The 18103-nt window shown below is 65.1% G+C and carries 20 protein-coding genes; all 20 read left to right on the plus strand.

The genetic code is table 11. The features are described 5' to 3' along the window. Positions 1-559 precede the first annotated feature (559 nt). The 20 genes from AC07X6_RS16295 to AC07X6_RS16390 all read left to right on the plus strand — a co-directional run bounded on the left by AC07X6_RS16295 (position 560) and on the right by AC07X6_RS16390 (position 18095). The gene (locus AC07X6_RS16295) at positions 560-1222 is read left to right on the plus strand and encodes a beta-ketoacyl synthase chain length factor (protein ID WP_494791633.1); all 663 of its coding nucleotides are present in this window, start codon (positions 560-562) and stop codon (positions 1220-1222) included. After that, entirely contained in the window at positions 1215-2006 is a 792-nt protein-coding gene (locus AC07X6_RS16300; RefSeq protein WP_230541065.1) for a lysophospholipid acyltransferase family protein, read from the plus strand. Before AC07X6_RS16295 ends, AC07X6_RS16300 begins: the two co-directional genes overlap by 8 nt. Beyond that, complete coding sequence (locus AC07X6_RS16305) at positions 1999-2253, plus strand: phosphopantetheine-binding protein (protein ID WP_230541064.1); 255 nt, start codon at positions 1999-2001, stop codon at positions 2251-2253. The genes AC07X6_RS16300 and AC07X6_RS16305 overlap by 8 nt, the downstream gene beginning before the upstream one ends. Before the next feature lie 20 nt (positions 2254-2273). Further along, a complete protein-coding gene (locus AC07X6_RS16310) occupies positions 2274-2540 on the plus strand; it encodes an acyl carrier protein (protein WP_494791656.1) in 267 nt (88 codons plus the stop codon). A gap of 3 nt (positions 2541-2543) precedes the next feature. Beyond that, entirely contained in the window at positions 2544-3089 is a 546-nt protein-coding gene (locus AC07X6_RS16315; RefSeq protein WP_494791634.1) for a COG4648 family protein, read from the plus strand. Beyond that, positions 3082-4911 carry an ApeI family dehydratase gene (locus AC07X6_RS16320; protein ID WP_494791635.1) on the plus strand — a complete coding sequence of 610 codons (1830 nt, stop codon included), beginning with the start codon at positions 3082-3084 and terminating at the stop codon, positions 4909-4911. The genes AC07X6_RS16315 and AC07X6_RS16320 overlap by 8 nt, the downstream gene beginning before the upstream one ends. Beyond that, positions 4905-5993, plus strand: a complete 1089-nt coding sequence (locus AC07X6_RS16325; protein ID WP_494791636.1) for a class I SAM-dependent methyltransferase — start codon at positions 4905-4907, stop codon at positions 5991-5993. The genes AC07X6_RS16320 and AC07X6_RS16325 overlap by 7 nt, the downstream gene beginning before the upstream one ends. Next, on the plus strand, positions 5986-6741 hold the full coding sequence (locus AC07X6_RS16330) for a glycosyltransferase family 2 protein (RefSeq protein WP_230541059.1): 756 nt from the start codon (positions 5986-5988) through the stop codon (positions 6739-6741). The genes AC07X6_RS16325 and AC07X6_RS16330 overlap by 8 nt, the downstream gene beginning before the upstream one ends. Continuing rightward, a complete protein-coding gene (locus AC07X6_RS16335) occupies positions 6738-7709 on the plus strand; it encodes a lysophospholipid acyltransferase family protein (protein ID WP_494791637.1) in 972 nt (323 codons plus the stop codon). Before AC07X6_RS16330 ends, AC07X6_RS16335 begins: the two co-directional genes overlap by 4 nt. Beyond that, positions 7696-9264, plus strand: a complete 1569-nt coding sequence (locus tag AC07X6_RS16340; RefSeq protein ID WP_494791638.1) for an HAL/PAL/TAL family ammonia-lyase — start codon at positions 7696-7698, stop codon at positions 9262-9264. Before AC07X6_RS16335 ends, AC07X6_RS16340 begins: the two co-directional genes overlap by 14 nt. After that, on the plus strand, positions 9257-9712 hold the full coding sequence (locus AC07X6_RS16345; RefSeq protein WP_494791639.1) for an acyl-CoA thioesterase: 456 nt from the start codon (positions 9257-9259) through the stop codon (positions 9710-9712). The genes AC07X6_RS16340 and AC07X6_RS16345 overlap by 8 nt, the downstream gene beginning before the upstream one ends. Then, a complete protein-coding gene (locus AC07X6_RS16350; protein ID WP_230541055.1) occupies positions 9709-10320 on the plus strand; it encodes a LolA family protein in 612 nt (203 codons plus the stop codon). The genes AC07X6_RS16345 and AC07X6_RS16350 overlap by 4 nt, the downstream gene beginning before the upstream one ends. A 5-nt stretch (positions 10321-10325) precedes the next feature. Then, complete coding sequence (locus AC07X6_RS16355; RefSeq protein ID WP_494791657.1) at positions 10326-12710, plus strand: MMPL family transporter; 2385 nt, start codon at positions 10326-10328, stop codon at positions 12708-12710. Then, entirely contained in the window at positions 12710-13264 is a 555-nt protein-coding gene (locus AC07X6_RS16360) for a DUF3261 domain-containing protein (RefSeq protein WP_494791640.1), read from the plus strand. Before AC07X6_RS16355 ends, AC07X6_RS16360 begins: the two co-directional genes overlap by 1 nt. Further along, positions 13265-14455 carry a beta-ketoacyl-ACP synthase gene (locus tag AC07X6_RS16365; protein ID WP_494791641.1) on the plus strand — a complete coding sequence of 397 codons (1191 nt, stop codon included), beginning with the start codon at positions 13265-13267 and terminating at the stop codon, positions 14453-14455. It begins immediately after the preceding gene. Next, positions 14452-14925, plus strand: coding sequence for a hotdog family protein (locus tag AC07X6_RS16370; protein ID WP_494791642.1), 474 nt, complete (start codon positions 14452-14454; stop codon positions 14923-14925). Before AC07X6_RS16365 ends, AC07X6_RS16370 begins: the two co-directional genes overlap by 4 nt. After that, positions 14918-15643 (plus strand): 3-oxoacyl-ACP reductase FabG, encoded by a 726-nt coding sequence (fabG, locus tag AC07X6_RS16375; protein ID WP_442908081.1) that lies wholly within the window; start codon positions 14918-14920, stop codon positions 15641-15643. The genes AC07X6_RS16370 and fabG overlap by 8 nt, the downstream gene beginning before the upstream one ends. Next, the gene (locus AC07X6_RS16380; protein ID WP_230541050.1) at positions 15640-16872 is read left to right on the plus strand and encodes a beta-ketoacyl-ACP synthase; all 1233 of its coding nucleotides are present in this window, start codon (positions 15640-15642) and stop codon (positions 16870-16872) included. Before fabG ends, AC07X6_RS16380 begins: the two co-directional genes overlap by 4 nt. A gap of 73 nt (positions 16873-16945) precedes the next feature. Beyond that, a complete protein-coding gene (locus AC07X6_RS16385) occupies positions 16946-17395 on the plus strand; it encodes an excinuclease ATPase subunit (RefSeq protein WP_494791643.1) in 450 nt (149 codons plus the stop codon). Between the two features lie 103 nt (positions 17396-17498). Beyond that, a complete protein-coding gene (locus AC07X6_RS16390) occupies positions 17499-18095 on the plus strand; it encodes a hypothetical protein (protein WP_230541048.1) in 597 nt (198 codons plus the stop codon). Positions 18096-18103 lie beyond the last annotated feature (8 nt).

Below are 18103 nucleotides of genomic sequence, written 5' to 3' on the forward strand. Positions count from 1 at the left end.
ATGCAGGTGCATTGCCGTCGCCATGTGCTGGCAATATGTCGATAGCGGTTGTTTTGGGTTTTCCGCCTCGGAGGCGCGAGGGGCAATCATGCCCGATGGGCGCGCTTGCCACGCTGCTGCGCCACGCAGCAGGTTTTATCTAAAAACAACGCTCTGAAGGTAGGCATGCGCAGCTTGTTTTGCTTATTGATAAAAATATACCATTTCCTGGAATGCCGGCGGTTTGCGGAAGAGTGCCGATTTCCATTGGACGATAATGGATGGGAGTGTTACAAATAGTAACTGGAACGGGGCATTCTTTAAAACGTAATTTTTGTATTTGCATTTAAAAAGTTGCTTCACGGCCATTTATTTTAGTTATTTTTACTTCCTTCGTTTATAATTTGAAAAGAACGCCGGCGGGGCTTTTTGCGCAGTTTTGACGTGAGTTCGCCCTTTTTTTGAGCTCAGGAAAATGCATATGTGCACCGATGGTGTCCGTTTTTCAATTATCAGACATGCCGCCTGGGCGCCAGGCCTGGAAGCACCGGAGCAATGGCAAGCGTGGGCGCAAAGCACCTTGCCCGTCGCGTCGATAGCCGTCGCCGGCGAGCCTGGCGTGCGCGCGATGGCGCCGATGCTACGCCGCCGTGCTGGCCAGTTGGGCAAGATGGCGCTCGAGGTGGCGTACACTTGCCTCGGCGAACAGCGCGATATTCCGCTCGTCTTCTGTTCTCGTCATGGCGAGGTGGCGCGCGCCGTCGAACTGCTGTCGGCGCTGATCCAAGGCGAACCCCTATCGCCGACGGCGTTCGGCATGGCCGTGCATAACGCCAGTGCCGGTCTGTTTTCCATCGCCCGCGCCGATACGGCGAATCAGTTGGCCATTGCCGCCGGTGCGGCCAGCCTTGAGGCTGCGGTGATTGAGGCGTGCGGCTTGCTGGCCGATGGCGCGGCGCAGGTATTGCTTGTGCTGGCGGAGTGTCCCTTGCCGGATCCATTCGAGGCCTTTGAAGATTGCCATGAGCAGCCGCATGCGTTTGCCTGGCTGCTGCAGGCCGAGGCAGACCCTGGCGCGGCTTTTAGTTTGACGTGGCGCGCACGCGGCAGCGATGACGCGTTGGCGGTGGACTCTGGCGGCATGCCTGGCAGCTTAGCCGTGTTGCGATTCATGCTCGGCGGGATCCGCACGTTCGAGCATGTGGCCAACCGCCAGGCATGGCGCTGGAGCCGCCATGCGTAAGCTGGAGGCTGTCCGCACCGGTATATCGATAGGCTGGCGTACCATCGCGACCGCGGTCAGTTTTGCCACCTTCGGTCTTGGTGGCTTGCTGCTGCGCGTGCTGGTGTTCCCCGTGCTACAGGTGCTGGTGTGGCGGCGCGAGACGCGCATTGCGTGCGCGCGCTTCATCATTCGCTGGAGTTTTCGCCTGTATATCGGCCTGATGCGTTTTCTCGGCGTGCTGCGCTATGACTTGCGCGGCCTGGACAAGCTGGAGCGGGGCGGCTTGCTGATCCTGGCCAATCACCCGACCCTGATCGACACGATTTTCCTGATGGCGTATGTCAAGCAGGCCGATTGCATCGTCAAGTCCGATTTGTGGAACAACGCGTTTACGGGCGGTCCCGTGCGCGCGGCAGGCTATATCAACAACACGGGCGGCGCCGAACTGGTGGACGCCTGCCTGGCATCGCTGGCGCGCGGCAATAACCTGATCATTTTCCCGGAAGGCACGCGCACGCCATACAGCGGCGAGGTCGTCCTGAAGCGGGGCGCGGCCAATATCGCCGTGCGTGGCCGCCGTGACGTCACGCCCGTGCTGATCCGTTGCCTGCCCAGGACCCTGGGCAAGGGCGAGCCGTGGTGGCGCGTGCCGGCCCGCCGCGCGCATTTCGAGATCGCCGTGGAGGACGATCTGGCGATCGACGAGTTTACCGGCGGTGGCGCCAGCGACGTGATGGCGGCGCGTACTTTGACCACTCATTTGCAACATTACTTTAGCGGGAAACAGGAACAACATGCTTGAACAAGAAGTGAAGGAACTGATCATCGAGGCGCTGCAGTTGGAAGACATGAGTGCTGCCGATATCGATACGGATGCGCCCCTGTTTGTCGAGGGCTTGGGACTCGATTCGATCGATGCGCTGGAACTGGGCGTCGCCCTGCAAAAAAAGTACGGCATTTCCCTGTCGGCCGATTCGGCCGATACGCGCCGCCACTTTGCCTCGGTACGGGCGCTGGCAGCGCTGGTTGACACTCACAGAAAGAAGTAAGGAGCAGCAAAATGGTAGATATGAGCGCAATGAACCGCGAGGAACTGTACGCATGGGTGGTGCAACTGCTGGCTGAAATGTTCGAACTGGATCCGGCGGCGCTGACGCCGCAGTCGAATCTGTATACCGAACTCGATATCGACAGCATCGACGCGGTCGATCTGGCCGTCAAGCTGAAGCAGCTGACGGGCAAGCGCCTGCAGCCGGAAGTCTTCAAGACCATTCGCACCATCGACGATGTGGTCGAAGCGTTGCGCGCGATGTCGGTGTCGGAACAGGCGGCATAACGCGTGCTGCTCAATGCCGTCGCGTTGCTGCTGACCGTACTGTATCCGCTGGCGATCTGGTTCGGTTACGGCCAGGTCGAGCCGCGCTGGCTGGCGCTGCTGCTGTTGCTGGCCGTCGCCTGCCGCCTGCCCGCGCTGAAGCTGCAGCGCGCCGCGCGCTGGTCGGTGGCCGCCGCCCTGCTGCTGGCCGCCATCGCCCTGTGGAGCAACCTGCTGTTGCCGCTGAAACTGTATCCGGTGCTGGTCAACGTCGTCTTGCTGGCCACCTTCGGCTACAGCCTGTGGGCGCCGCCATCCGTGGTGGAGCGCCTGGCGCGCCTGCGCGAGAAGGACTTTCCGCCGGCGGCCGTGCGCTACACGCGCCGCGTGACGCAGGTCTGGTGCGTTTTTTTCATCGTCAATGGCGGCATCGCGCTGGGCACGGCGCTTTGGGCCAGCGAAGCCGTCTGGTCGCTGTATACGGGCGTCATCGCCTATATCCTGATGGCCCTGTTATTTGGTGGCGAGTATCTCGTCCGCCTGCGTTTTAAGCGTTTGCACCATGCCTGAAGTCCTCATGCCGGAAACCCATTCTCCGATTGATTCCCTTGCCCGCCTTGCGCTGGCCATGCATGGCCGTAGACCAGCCATGCTGGTCGGCTGGCGCGATGGCGACGTGCTCGATCGCGCGCATTTTGTCGCGCGCATGGAGGCGTGGGCCGGCTTGCTGGAGCACCAGGCAGGCCGCCATTTTGCCCTGTACCTCGATGACAGCATCGAGTTTGGCGCCGCCTTGCTGGGCGCCTGGCAGGCGGGCAAGACCATCTGGCTGACGGCCGATACCCTGCCGGTCAGCTGCGCCTCGCTGGCTGCGTCGGTGGACGGGTTCTTGGGGGAGTTCCCGGCCGCGCATGCGCCGCTGCCGCTGCCAGCGGACAGCCTTGCCGAGCGTACGTGGATGCAGCTTGCCGACGATTTCCCGGCGCTGGTGGTGTACACCTCCGGCAGCACGGGTACGGCGCAAGCCATCCCGAAAAAACTCTCACAACTGGCCAGCGAGGTGGCCACGCTGGAGCAGCTGTTTGGCGAACATGCCGATGGCGCGGCCGTCGTCGCCACCGTCTCGCACCAGCATATCTACGGCTTGCTGTTCAAGGTCTTGTGGCCGCTGGCTGCTGGGCGTGCCGTGCATGTACACAGCGTGGATTACCCGGAACAGCTGGCCGCCTTGCTGGCGCGCGGCCCGTGCGTGCTGGCCGCCAGTCCCGCGCACCTGAAACGCCTGCCGGAACACATCGACTGGTCCGGCGCGCGGGCGCAGCTGCGCACCGTATTTTCCTCGGGCGGTCCGCTGGCGCTGGATAGTGCGCTAGCTGTGGGGCAGTTGCTTGGCTGCGTGCCGCGCGAAATCTATGGCAGTTCGGAGACGGGCGGCGTGGCCTGGCGCCAGCGCGCGCCGGAGCGTCCTGACGACGAGAGCTGGCAAGGGTTTCCCGGCGTGGACTGGCGCCTGCAGGACGACGGCGCGCTGGAAGTGCGCTCCGCACACCTGGCCGACGATGGCTGGCTAGGCTTGGCCGACCGCGCGCGGCAAACGGCGCCAGGACGCTTCCAGCTGCTGGGCCGCAGTGACCGCATCGTGAAGATCGAAGAAAAACGTATTTCTCTCAACGCCATCGAAGCGGCATTGCTGGCCACACCGCTGGTGCTGGACGCGCGCGTACTGCTGTGCGATGCGCCGGCGGGCGAGCGCCAGAAGGTGGCCGCCTTTATCGTCTGCAGCGCAGCCGGCCGCGCGCTGTTCGAGGCAGAAGGCAAGCTGGCCATGAACCGCCGGCTGCAACTGGCGCTCGCTGGACAGGTCGACGCCGTTGCCTTGCCGCGCCGCTGGCGCTACCTGGAACAATTGCCCATCAATGCACAGGGCAAGACGACGCAGGCGCTGCTGCTTGGCCTGCTGGACCAGAAGGACAAGCCACCCCGGCTGCCGCATGCGCAGCTGATCGAGCGTTCGGACGAAGGCGAAACGCCGAGTCTGCTGATCGAGCTGCGCGTGCCCGCGGATCTGTTTTATTTCGACGGCCATTTCACGGGCGCGCCCTTGCTGCCTGGCGTGGTGCAGGTGGAGTGGGCGCTGCATTTTGCGCGCCAGCATCTGGCGCTGCCCGCACGGTTCCGCGCCATGCATGCCCTGAAATTCCAGCAGCCGGTGCTGCCGGACCGGCCGGTGCGGCTGGCGCTGGAGTATGACGCGCTCAAGGCCAGCCTGCAGTTTCGTTATTTATCGGACGCCGGCCAGCATGCCAGCGGCCGCATCCTGTTTCACCCGAATACCGCTGCCGTTCCCGGTAGCGGCGCCGATACACCCATTCCAGCAGCGAGCGCATGTTAGATAAAAAATTCTCACCCGAACGCCAGACCGCCTTTGCCGCCCGTTACGAGGCGCAAAAAATCGCTTTCGGTCCCGTCGTCTTTCAATGCGTGCGCTATGCCTGGAAGCGCGGCATGCTGCAGGCGCTTGCCGACACGGGCCACAGCGGCCTGACGATCGCCGACATGGCCGCCAGCGGCCGCTGGACGGAGTATGCGTTGAAGGTGGCGCTCGAATCGTGCCTGTCGGCCGGTGTCGTCTCGCTGCGCGATGGCGCGTATGTGCTCGACAAGGTGGGCTTTTGCATGCTGACGGACAGCATCACCCAGGTCAACCTGGACTTCATGCATGACGTCTGCTACCAGGGCTTGTTCGACCTGGACCGCTCGCTCGACGCCGAGCAGCCGCTGGGACTGGCCGCGCTGGGCAACTGGCCGACCCTGTACCAGGGGCTGTCGGCGCTGTCGGAGCCGGCCAAGGGCAGCTGGTTCGCCTTCGACCACCACTATTCGGATACCTCATTCCCCGAGATCTTCCCGGACGTCTTCGCCACGGCGCCGCGCCGCATCATGGATATCGGCGCCAACACGGGCAAGTTCGCCAGCGCCGCGCTGGCCTACCATGCGGGCGTGGAGCTGCACCTGGTCGACCTGGAGCGCCAGTTGGCGGTGGCCGACCGCACCCTGACCGACGCGGGCCTGCGCGAGCGCGCCCATTTGCACGCCTGCGACCTGCTCGACGATGCGGCGCCGCTGCCGGCCGGCATGGACCTGATCTGGATGAGCCAATTCCTCAGCTGCTTTTCTGAGCCGGCCATCGCCAGCATTTTGCGCCGCGTGGCGCAGGCGCTGGGACCGAACGGCCAGGTGCTGATCATGGATACCTTCTGGGACCGCCAGCAATACGATATCGCCGCCTACTGCCTGATCAACACGTCGCCGTACTTCACGGCCATGGCCAGCGGTAACAGCAAGATTTACCAGAGCGCCGACTATATCCGCCTGGCGCAGGAGGCCGGCCTGGAGTTGTTGACCACGCGCGACGGCATCGGCTATTGTCATTCACTGCTGCGCTTTGGCCGCGCCGGAGCCGGCAGTGACTGAAGTGCGTTTTCAACCCTGCATCGTGATCCCCGTGTTCAATCATGAACACGCGATCGGCGCCGTGGTGCAGCGCCTGCTGCCGCATGGCGTGCCGCTGATCCTCGTCGACGACGGCAGCGCCGGCGCCGGCGCGCGCACCCTGGATGCACTGGCCGCCGCGCACCCGTCGCGCGTGACCCTGCTGCGCCATGCGCACAACCAGGGCAAGGGCGGGGCGGTGCTGACGGGCTGCCGCCACGCGCATGCGCGCGGCTACAGCCATGCGCTGCAGATCGACGCCGACGGCCAGCATGAAACGGACGATGTGCCGCGCTTCCTGGCGCAGGCGCAAGCCACGCCGGCGGCCGTGGTGATCGGCTATCCCGTGTACGATGAATCGGTACCCAGGGCGCGCTACTATGGCCGCTATGCGACGCATATCTGGGTATGGATCAATACCCTGTCGCTGCAGATCCGCGACTCCATGTGCGGTTTTCGCGTCTATCCGCTGGCGCCGCTGACGGCGCTGGCGCAGCGTGGCGTGCTGGGGCAGCGCATGAATTTCGATACCGATGTGCTGGTGCGCCTGTACTGGGATGGCCTGGAGATGGAAAATCTGCCGACGAAAGTGGGTTACCCCAGCGACGGCGTCTCGCATTTTCAGCTGTGGCGCGACAACGTGCTTATTTCGCGCATGCATGCGCGTCTGTTTTTCGGCATGCTGTGGCGCGCACCGCGCCTGCTGGCCCGCCACTGGCGCGCGCGATGACGGCAGCGTCGCAGCAGCCGCGCGGACACTGGTCCGGCTTCAATGAAGTCAGCTTCGTGGCCGGCATGCGCCTGCTGTTCTGGATCTGCCGCGTCTTCGGCCGCTGGCCTTTCCGCATCGTGCTGTACCCGGTGCTGGCCTGGTACGTGCTGACCAAGCCGCGCGCGCGCCGCGTGTCGCGCAGCTACCTGCGTCGCGTCGCGGCCTGCGGCGGTCCGGCAAACCTGAGCGTGCTGCGGCACTTCGCCACGTTTGCCGAAACCATCCTCGACAAGATGCTGCTATGGGGCGGGCTGTACGACACGCGCAGCGTGAGCCTGCACGGCGTCGATGGCGAAGAGGGCGTCAACCGCTGCCTGGACGAGGGGCGTGGCGCCTTGCTGATCTGCGCCCACCTGGGCAACCTGGATTTGTGCCGCGTGCTGTCGCAGCGCAATGCGCGCCTGAAGCTGACGGTGCTCGTGCACACGCGCCATGCGCAGGCGTTCAACCGCATGCTGGAGCGCCTCAATCCCGACAGCCAGCTCAATCTGATGCAGGTGACGGAAATCACGCCTGCCACGGCCATGCTGCTGGCGGAAAAAGTGGCGCAGGGCGAGTTCGTGGTGATCGCCGGTGACCGCGTTTCCGTCTCGCCCCAGCCGCGCGTGGCCGTGGCGCCATTCCTGGGCCAGCCGGCCGCCTTCCCGGTCGGTCCGTATGTGCTGGCCAGCGTGCTGCAATGCCCCGTGTATTTGCTGTTTTCGACGTGCACGGGCCAGCGCCCCGAGGTGCACTTCGAACTGTTCCGCGAATCTCTGCACCTGCCGCGCAAGGCGCGCGAGCCGATGCTGGCCGAACTGGCGGCCGCCTATGCCGCGCGCCTGCAGCACCACTGCCTGCGCGCGCCGCTCGAATGGTTCAACTTCTACGATTTTTGGCAACTCCCCGATACTTCAAGACTGGATACTCCCGATGCACCTCGCTGACCTGAAAAACACCCGGCGCGCCGTCCGCTTCGACCGCGAACGCCTGCGCATCGAAGACATTACCGATATCGCGCATGGCCGGGCCAGCGCCGAACTGTCCAGCGACCCCGTCTTTCTGGCGGCGATCGCGCGCGGCGCCGATTTCCTCGACCGCCTGCTGCGCGAGGACGGCACCATCTATGGCGTGACCACGGGCTACGGCGATTCCTGCACCGTGACCGTACCGCCGGAACTGGTGGCCGAACTGCCGCACCACCTGTACACGTATCACGGCTGCGGCCTGGGCGAATTCTTCACGCCGGCGCAGACGCGCGCGATCATGGCCACGCGCCTGGCGTCGCTCTCCAAGGGTTTTTCCGGCGTCAGCGTGGAACTGCTGGCGCAGATCGCGCGCCTGCTCGATGCGGGCCTGCTGCCGCTGATCCCGTCGGAAGGCTCGGTCGGCGCCAGCGGCGACCTGACGCCGCTGTCCTACCTGGCGGCGGTGCTGTGCGGCGAACGCGAAGTCTGGCGCGACGGGATACAGGTGCCGGCGGAACAGGCGCTGCGCGAAGCGGGCATCACGCCGCTGCGCCTGCGTCCGAAGGAAGGCCTGGCGATCATGAACGGTACGGCCGTCATGACGGCGCTGGCCTGCCTGGCGTATGAGCGCGCCGAGTATCTGACGCGCCTGACGACGCGCATCACGGCCATGGCCTCGTTTGCGCTCGATGGCAACGCGCACCACTTCGATGAAACCCTGTTTTCCGTCAAGCCCCATCCCGGCATGCAGCAAGTGGCGGCCTGGCTGCGCGCCGATTTGCCCACCGATAGCTGGGAACGCAACGGCAAGCGGCTGCAGGACCGCTATTCGATCCGCTGCGCGCCGCACGTGATCGGCGTGCTGGCCGACGCCTTGCCGTGGCTGCGTTCGTCGATCGAGAATGAACTCAATAGCGCCAATGACAATCCCATCATCGATGCCGAAGGCGAGCGCGTGCTGCATGGCGGGCATTTCTACGGCGGCCATATCGCCTTCGCCATGGACAGCATGAAGAACACGGTGGCCAACCTGGCCGACCTGCTGGACCGCCAGATGGCCTTGCTGGTCGACAGCCGCTACAACCAGGGCTTGCCGGCCAACCTGTCGGGTGCCACCGGCCCGCGCGCGGCCATCAACCACGGCCTGAAGGCATTGCAGATCAGCGCCTCCGCCTGGACCGCCGAAGCGCTGAAGCTGACCATGCCCGCCTCGGTGTTTTCGCGCTCGACCGAATGCCACAACCAGGACAAGGTCAGCATGGGCACCATCGCCGCGCGCGACTGCCTGCGCGTGCTGGAACTGTGCGAGCAGGTCGCCGCGGCCCTGCTGATTACCGTGCGCCAGGGCGTCTGGCTGCGTTGCAAGGTCAGTCCCGACGTGCCGCCGCAAGCGGCGCTGGCGGCGATGATGGAGGCGCTGGCCGCCGATATCGCGCCCGTCGAGGAAGACCGCCGACTCGACCCGGAACTGCGCGTGCTGCTCGAACGCATGCGCGCACAAGCCTGGCCACTGTACGGAGCCGGGAATGACTGAGACGCATAAAGTGCGCGGCAAGAAGGCCATGCCCAGCCGCTGGCACGCCGAAGTGGAGATGCAGGTGCAGTTCTTCGACCTCGACCCGATGGAAATCGTCTGGCATGGCCGCTACGTGAAATACCTCGAAGTGGTGCGTTGCGCGCTGCTCGACAGCATCGGCTACAACTATGTCGACATGAAAGCGTCCGGCTATGCCTGGCCCGTGATCGACATGCACTTGCGCTATGTGGCGCCAGCCACCTTTGGCCAGCGCCTGACCCTGCGCGCCGACCTGGTGGAGTGGGAAGACCGCCTGAAGATCGAGTACCTGGTCAGCGACAGCGCGACGGGCAAGCGCCTGAACCGCGCCAGCACGACACAGGTGGCCGTCGATATCGCCAGCGGCGAGATGTGCTTTGCCTCGCCGCCCATCTTGTTTGAAAAATTGGGATTGAAGGCCGTATGAAAAAACAATTCAAAATCCTGCTGGCGGGCCTGTGCCTGTTGGCGATGACGCCGCTGCACGCGGCCGCGCCGGTAGCGAAGATCGAGGCCATGCTGGCCAAGCCGCAGCAGCTGTGCGGCCGTTTCGACCAGAGCAAGCAGCTGGCCGGCATGAAGAAGGCGCTGGCGTCGAATGGCCGCTTTTGCGTGGTGGCCGGCAAGGGCGTCCTGTGGCGCACCTTGCAGCCGTTTCCGAATACCCTGCGCCTGACGCGCGACGAGATCGTGCATTTCCAGGGCGAGCGCGTGGCCATGCGCCTCGACGCGAAGACGGAGCCGGTGGTCAAGATGATCAACAGCGTGCTGTTTTCGCTGCTGGCCGGCGACCTGGCGCAACTCGACACGCTGTTTGAAGTGGACGGCAGCATCGATGGCGGCACCTGGCAGGTGGCGCTGAAGGCGCGCCAGCCGGCGCTGGCCAAGGCCATCGGCAGCATCCGCCTCGATGGCGGCGCCTTCGTGAAAAATATCAGCATCAGCGAGGCGAGCGGCGACCGCACCAGCATCGTGTTCTCGGCGATTGAGACGGGACCGTCCGCCATCACGGCGCAAGAGGCGGCCCTGTTTTGAACGCACTGACGAAGCGCGGCCGCAACGCCGGGCGTCTGCTGGCTATCGCCTGGGCGCTGGTGGTGGCGCTGCTGCTGGCGCATAACGCCTATCTGTGGCTGGGCAAGCGCATCGCGCCCGAAACCGACATTCTCGCCTTGCTGCCGGTGCAGGAGCGCGATCCGGTGCTGCAGGCGTCGTTTACACACATGGTCGACGCGGCGCAGCAGCGTCTGGTGGTGCTGGTCGGCGCTGCCGAATGGAGCGATGCGAAGCGCGCGGCGGACGCCTACGGCGCCGTGCTGGCGCGCCATGCGGGCCTGTTCCAGTCCACGCCTCTCGACGAGCAGACGCAGAACGACTGGCTGGCGCTGTTCCAGCAGCATCGATTGACCTTGCTGACGGCGCCGCAGGAAACGCAGCTGCGCCAGGAGACGCCCGCATTCTGGCGCGATTCGGCGCTCAGTCAGCTCTACAGCCCGTTTGGTGGTCCGAAGCTGGGCGCCTGGCAGGACGATCCGTTTGGCCTGTTTGGCGGCTGGGTGCAGGAGCGTGCGCAGGAAACGCCCGTGCGTCCGCGCGACGGCCATTTGTTCGTCGCCGACGGCGAGCGCCAGTATGTGCTGCTGCCGATGACCTTGAGCCTGCCCGCTTTTTCGCTGGGCGCCCAGGAAAGCGTGTTGCCCGTGCTGGCGCAAGCCGAGGCGGCGGCGCGGCAAGCCGTGCCCGGCGTGGAAATCATCAGCGCCGGCGTGATCCTGCATGCGGCGGCGGCCAGCAGCCAGGCGGCGGGCGAAATGTCGACCATCGGCCTGGGCTCCCTGGCCGGCATCATCCTGCTGACGTGGTTCACCTTCCGCTCATTCAAGCCGATCTCGCTGATCCTGCTGTCGATCGGCATCGGCTGCCTCGGTTCCCTGTCCGTGTGCTGGCTGCTGTTTGGCAAAATACACCTGATGACATTGGTCTTTGGCGCCAGCCTGATCGGCGTGGCGCAGGATTACGGCATCTATTTTCTATGCAACCGCCTGGGCGCCGACCCGGCGCTCGATTCGCGCACCTTGCTGCGCCGTCTGCTGCCGGGCCTGTGCCTGACCTTGCTGGCCGCCGTCATCGGCTACATGGGCCTGGCACTGACGCCATTCCCCGGCTTGCGCCACATGGCCGTGTTTTCCGCCCTGGGCCTGGTGTTTGCCTGGCTGACGGTGGTGTGCTGGTTCCCCGCGCTGATAGGTGGCGGCACCTTGAAGAGCGGCGCGCTGGTCAGGCAGTATGGCGCGGCGCGCGCGCGCTGGCCGCTGTTGCGGGCCAACCGCGCCACCCTGATTGGCGGCGTGCTGTTTGCCCTGTTTGCGCTCTTCGGCATCAGCCGCCTGGGCGTCAACGACGATATCCGTCTGCTGCAAACGCCGCCCGCGCACCTGATACGCGACCAGATCAAATTGAGCAAATTGCTCGATGGGCCCACGCCCGTGCAGTTTTATCTCGTGCGCGGCGATAGCGCGGAAGCCGTGCTGCAGCGCGAGGAAACGTTGAAACAGCGGCTGCTGCCGCTGATCGCACAAAAGCACATCAGCGGCTACCAGGCCATGTCGAACTGGGTGCCGTCGCTGCAGACGCAGGCGGCGCGGCGCACGCTGCTCGACACGGCCATCCTGCAGCCGGGTGCCGCGCTCGACTTGCTGGCGCAGTCGGTCGATGAAGGTCCCGAGTGGGCCGGCAAGGTACGTGCGCAGTTGGCGCAAGCCGGTGCGCCGCTGTCGATCGATGCCTTCCTGAAGGTGCCGGCCAGCGAGCCATGGCGCCATCTGTGGCTGGGCAAGGTGGAAGGCGGCCATGCCTCCATCGTCGCCTTGCGCGGCATGCAGTACGCGGCCATCCCGCTGCTGGCGCAGGCGGGCGAGGGCATGCCCGGCGTGCAGTGGGTCGACAAGGTGAGTGAAATTTCCTCGGTGCTGGGCCGCTACCGCGTCTACATGGGCGCCGTGGTGCTGGGGGCCTATCTGGTGGTCTTCGGCTTGCTGCTGCCCCGTTACCGGCGCCGCACCTGGCGCGTGCTGGCGCCCACGGCGCTGGCCAGCGTGGCGGCCCTGGCCTTGCTGGGCTACCTGGGCATGCCGCTGCAGCTGTTCCACGTGCTGGCGCTGATGCTGCTGCTGGGCGTGGGCGTCGATTACGGCATCTTCATGCAGGAGCACCCTGACCGCCGCAACGACACGCCATGGCTGGCCGTGGGCCTGTCGGCAGCCAATACCATTCTGTCTTTCGGCTTGCTGGCGCTGAGCAAGACGGCCGCCCTGCAGGCATTTGGCCTGACCATGCTGATCGGCACGGCGCTGGTATGGCTGCTGTCGCCGTGCTTTGCCGAAGCCGATCACCGTAGCGCGGCCGATGCCGCAGGAGAAATCTGATGTTTTTGCACTGTCAACGATGGGCGCTGGCACTGCTGCTGGCACTGGCCGGCTGCGCCAGCGTGCCGCCTTCGGCACCGGCGCGCCTGGGCCTGAAACTGGCGCCGCAGGCGCTGGGCGCCACGGTCAGCGTGCAGCAGCACCTGGTCGTCGAACGAGCGGGGCGCATCGATGAACTCGATGCGGCGCTGGAAGTGGAACCGTCGCATCTCGACCTGGTGGGACTGGCGTTCGGCCAGCGCGTGCTGTCGCTGCATTACGACGGCAAGGACATGACCTCGTGGCGCCACCTGATGCTGCCGGCGCAGGTGCGCGCCGAGGACGTGCTGGAAGACATGCAGCTGACCCTGTGGCCGCGCGAGGCGATCGCGCAAGCCCTGCCGGCCGGCTGGCGCATCGAGGACAGCGGCTTGCGCCGCACCCTGTTCCTGCATGACGAGGCGGTGACGGTGATCGACTATAGCGGCATGCCGCGCTGGAGCGGCACGGTGGTGCTCGACAACCTGCGCTACCGCTATCGCCTGACGATACAGAACGCCCCGGAAGGAAGCTGAATGACCGGCCTGACTGTGTACCTGAATGACTGCGGCATCGTCTGCGCGCTGGGCGCCGGCCGCGAAGAAGTGCGCGCGCGCCTGTTTGCCGCGCACAGCGGCGTGGTGTCCGTCGATACCTACACGCCGGGGCGCATGGTGCCGCTGGGCGTGGTCGACGCGGCCTTGCCATCGGTGGCGCATCACGGCCTCGCCGCGCGCAGCCGCAACAACCGGATGGCGCTGGCGGCGCTGGCGCAGATCCGCCCCGCCGTGGAGCAGGCCATCGCCCGTTACGGCGCGCACCGCGTGGCCGTGGTGATCGGCACCAGCACGTCGGGCATCGCCGAGACGGAAGGCGCGATCGGCCAGCATGTGGCGGGCGACGGCTTGCCGGATGCCTTCCACTACGGCCAGCAGGAGATGGCGTCGCCGGCGCTGATGCTGGCCGATGAAATGGGCATCGACGGCCCGGCCCTGGTGCATTCGAGCGCCTGTTCGTCGAGCGCCAAGGCGATGGCCAGCGCGGCGCGCCTGATCCGCATGGATTTGTGCGACGCGGTGCTGACGGGCGGCGTCGATACCCTGTGCGGCTTTACCGTGGCCGGTTTTTCCGCGCTGGCTTCCGTCAGCGCGCGGCGCTGCAATCCGCTCGGCGCGAACCGCGACGGCATCAATATCGGCGAGGGCGCGGCCCTGTTCCTGATGACGGCGCAGCCGGCTGCAGTGGCCTTGCGCGGCTGGGGTGAATCGTCCGACGGCCACCACATGTCGGCGCCCGATCCTGCAGGCGGCGGCGCGCGGCTGGCCATCGCCCAGGCACTGGCGCGCGCCGGCATCGCGGCGTCGCAAGTCGACTATGTGAACCTGCACGGCACGGCCACGCCGCAAAACGATGCGATGGAAGCGCGCGTGGTGTCCGACCTGTTCGGCGCCACGGCGATGAGCAGCTCCACCAAGCCGCTGACAGGCCATGCGCTGGGCGCGGCGGCCGCCATCGAAGCCGCGCTGTGCTGGCTGGCGATGCAGGACGATAACGCCGAGGGCTTGCTGCCGCCGCACCTGTGGGATGGCGTGCCCGATGAATCCCTGCCGCCGCTGCGCCTGGCCTTGCCCGGCGCGCGGCTGGGGCGTCCGCTCGACTGGGCGCTGAGCAACTCGTTTGCCTTCGGCGGCTCGAACGCCGCCTTGCTGTTCGGGAGGGGAGCATGAGTTTTCCGGATATCGGCGACCTTGTCCCGCATTCCGGCCCCATGGTGCTGCTCGACCGGGTGCTCTCGGCCGATGCGGAAAACCTGTGCGCCGAAGTGGCCATCCATGCCGGCAGCGTGTTTTATGACGCGCCGTCGGCCGGTGTGGGCAGCTGGGTCGGCATCGAATACATGGCGCAGGCGATCGCCGCGCATGCGGGCTACCTGGCGCGGCTGGCCGGCGCGCCCGTGAAGATCGGTTTTTTGCTGGGGGCGCGGCGCTACGAAGCGCAAGTGCCTTTGTTTGTGGATGGCAGCGTGCTGCAGGTGCATGTGCAGCAAGCCTTGCAAGGCGAGAATGGACTGGGTGCGTTCGAGTGCCGTATCGAGATGGCTGGCGCCGTGCTGGCGCAGGCGACGATCACGGTGTTCCAGCCCGAGGATGCAAAGCAATTTCTGCAGGAGAGTATGAATGGAGCACAGCATGAGTAAAAGTGTATTGGTGACGGGGTCGTCGCGGGGCATCGGCAAGGCCATCGCCTTGCGACTGGCGCGCGACGGTTTTGACGTGGTGCTGCATTGCCGCAGCGCGCGCGGCGAAGCCGACGCGGTGGCGCAGCAGGTGCAGGCGCTGGGACGCGCGGCGCGCGTGCTGCAGTTCGATATCGGCGACCGTGCCGCGGCAGCTAGCGCGCTGGAAGCGGACATCGCCGAACATGGCTGCTATTACGGCGTCGTGTGCAACGCCGGCGTGGCGCGCGACAATGCGTTTCCCGCCATGTCGGGCGAGGACTGGGACATCGTCCTGCAGACCAACCTCGATGGTTTCTATAATGTGCTCAACCCGCTGGTAATGCCGATGGTACAGCGCCGCAAACCGGGGCGCATCGTCACCATGGCGTCCGTTTCGGGCCTGATCGGCAACCGGGGGCAAGTCAATTACAGCGCGGCCAAGGCCGGCATCATCGGCGCCACCAAGGCGCTGGCGCTGGAACTGGCCAAGCGCGCCATCACCGTGAACTGCGTGGCGCCGGGCCTGATCGAGACGGACATGATCAGCGAGGTGCCGCTCGACGAAGCGCTGAAGATGATCCCCGCGCGCAGAGTCGGCACGCCGGAAGAGGTGGCCGCCGCCGTCAGTTTCCTCGTCGGCGAGGAGGCGGGCTACATCACGCGCCAGGTCATTTCCGTGAATGGAGGCATGGTATGAGCCGCCGGGTCGCAGTGACCGGCATGGCAGGTATCAGCCCGATCGGCAATAACTGGCCGGCCATCCGCCAGCGCCTGGGCGAGTATCGCAACGCCGTCGTACGCATGGACGAATGGGCCGACTACGAAGGCTTGAACACCCAGTTGGGCGCACCGGCCGCGCCGTTCGCGCTGACGGACCGCTACAACCGCAAGGCCGTGCGCAGCATGGGACGCATCGCGCTGATGGCCACGCGCGCCAGCGAACTGGCGCTGGAACACGCGGGCCTGGCCGGACACCCCGTGGTCAAAGGCGGGCAGATGGGCATTTCCTTCGGTTCGTCCGCCGGCACGCCCAGCGCCATCGGCGACTTTGGCCGCATGATGGAGGAGCGCACCACCAAGGGCATCAACGCCACCACCTACATCAAGATGATGGCGCACACGGCGCCCGTCAACATCGGCGTGTTCTTTGGCGTCACGGGAAGAGTCATTACCACGTCGAGCGCCTGCACCTCGGGCAGCCAGGGCATCGGCTATGCCTACGAGGCGATCGCCGGCGGCAAGCAGCTGGCGATGATCGCCGGCGGCGCCGAGGAACTGTGCGCCACCGAGGCGGCCGTCTTCGACACCCTGTTCGCCACCAGCACGCGCAATGACGCAGGCCACACGACGCCGCGCCCGTTCGACGCCAGCCGCGATGGCCTGGTGATCGGCGAAGGCGCCGGTTGCCTGATCCTGGAAGAGTTCGAACATGCGCAGGCGCGCGGCGCCACCATTCATGCGGAGCTGGTGGGCTTCGGCACGAACAGCGATGGCTGCCACGTGACCCAGCCGAATGCCGCCACCATGCGCCAGGCGATGCTGCTGGCGCTGGCCGACGCGGACCTGCAGCCGTCCGATATCGGCTACATCAACGCGCATGGCACAGGTACGCAGCAGGGCGATATTGCCGAGTCGCAAGCCACGTTCGAGGTGTTTGGCGACCGCACGCCTATCAGTTCGCTGAAAAGCTACATGGGCCACACCCTGGGCGCCTGCGGCGCGCTGGAAGCCTGGATCAGCATCGAGATGATGCGCGAAGGTTGGTTTGCGCCGACCATCAACTTGCAGCAGGTGGACCCGCAATGCGCGCCGCTCGACTACATCGCCGGCGAAGGCCGGGCCATCGAATGCGAATACGTGATGTCGAATAATTTTGCCTTTGGCGGCATCAACACGTCGCTGATTTTCAAGCGTTACCGGCCGTGACGCCCGCTTGTGCTGGCGCAAGTGGCAAGTGTGGTTCCTTTTTTACTATCTTTAACTGATCGAGGGAAATAGCATGAAAAAAATGATGATCCTGGCAGCAATGAGTGCAGCGCTGACAGTTGTCTTGCCGGCCCAGGCAGGCGATACCAGGCACATGATGCCGATCGCCAATGCGATGTCCGCCAACGATGCCCAGGCCCGTCTTGGCGATAGCGTCAAATTCTATTTTGGTGACCAGGCAACGCCGCCGATTGCCACGCGCATCAGCAGCGACAAGACGAGCCAGAAAACCAATGGCGTCGGCAAGTCCGCGGAAACGTCCTGCAACTGGGCTTTCCTGTCGGCCATGCTGGCGCTGCAAAAGCGCGCCCAGTCGGTGGGCGCCGATGCCGTCGTCAATATCGTCAGCAATTACAAAAACATCGAAAATTCCAGCGCCACGGAATTCGAATGCCACGAAGGCACGATGATGACGGGCGTGGCCTTGAAGGGTGAGTTCGTGAAGTTGAAGGCAAGTAAGTAGGCAGCAAAGAAGTAGCAGGAAATTCGTTCATATCGGTAACCGGTGCCCGCTTGCAGGTAGGCTGGCGCCTGGAAGCCATTCCAATAAAAAGTAGAAAGAGAATATGCAAAAAGTATCGAAAACTGTCGTCCTGGCTGGCGCATTGCTGGCATTGACCATGTTGCAAGGCTGCGCCACGCGCATCAAGGCATCGTCGACGGCCAATCCGCCGCCGAGCGAGGCTTTCTCGTCATTTGGCCGCATTGAAGTCAAGTCAACAGTCTTTGCCGAGGGCTACAACGGCAACCAGGCCGCCATGGCGAAAATCGACGAGAATATTCGTAAGGACCTGGCCGAATCGCTGACCAGCTGGAATGCCGCCCCGGCTAATGGCCGCGTGCTGATCATCGAGCCTATCGTCGAGGAAATCCAGTTCAAGAGCGGCGCCAAGCGTGTATTCCTGGGACCATTGGCCGGCAGCTCCGGCGTGCGCATGCGCGTCATGATCCGCGACAACAAGGGCGCCCTGGTCGCGACGCCAGAGTTCTTCCAGCGCGCCGACGCGATGGCGGCCGGATTCACGTTTGGCGTGCACGATAACCTGATGCTGACCCGCATCGCCAACCTGACCAGCGCTTACATCAAGGCCAACTATGTACGTGCCGAAGGCGGCCCGACTGGCGCCGATAATAAAGCGGTCGAAGCAGCAATGACGAACTAAGATGGGCG

This window comes from Janthinobacterium sp. GW460-12-1-14-LB5 (assembly GCF_059423585.1).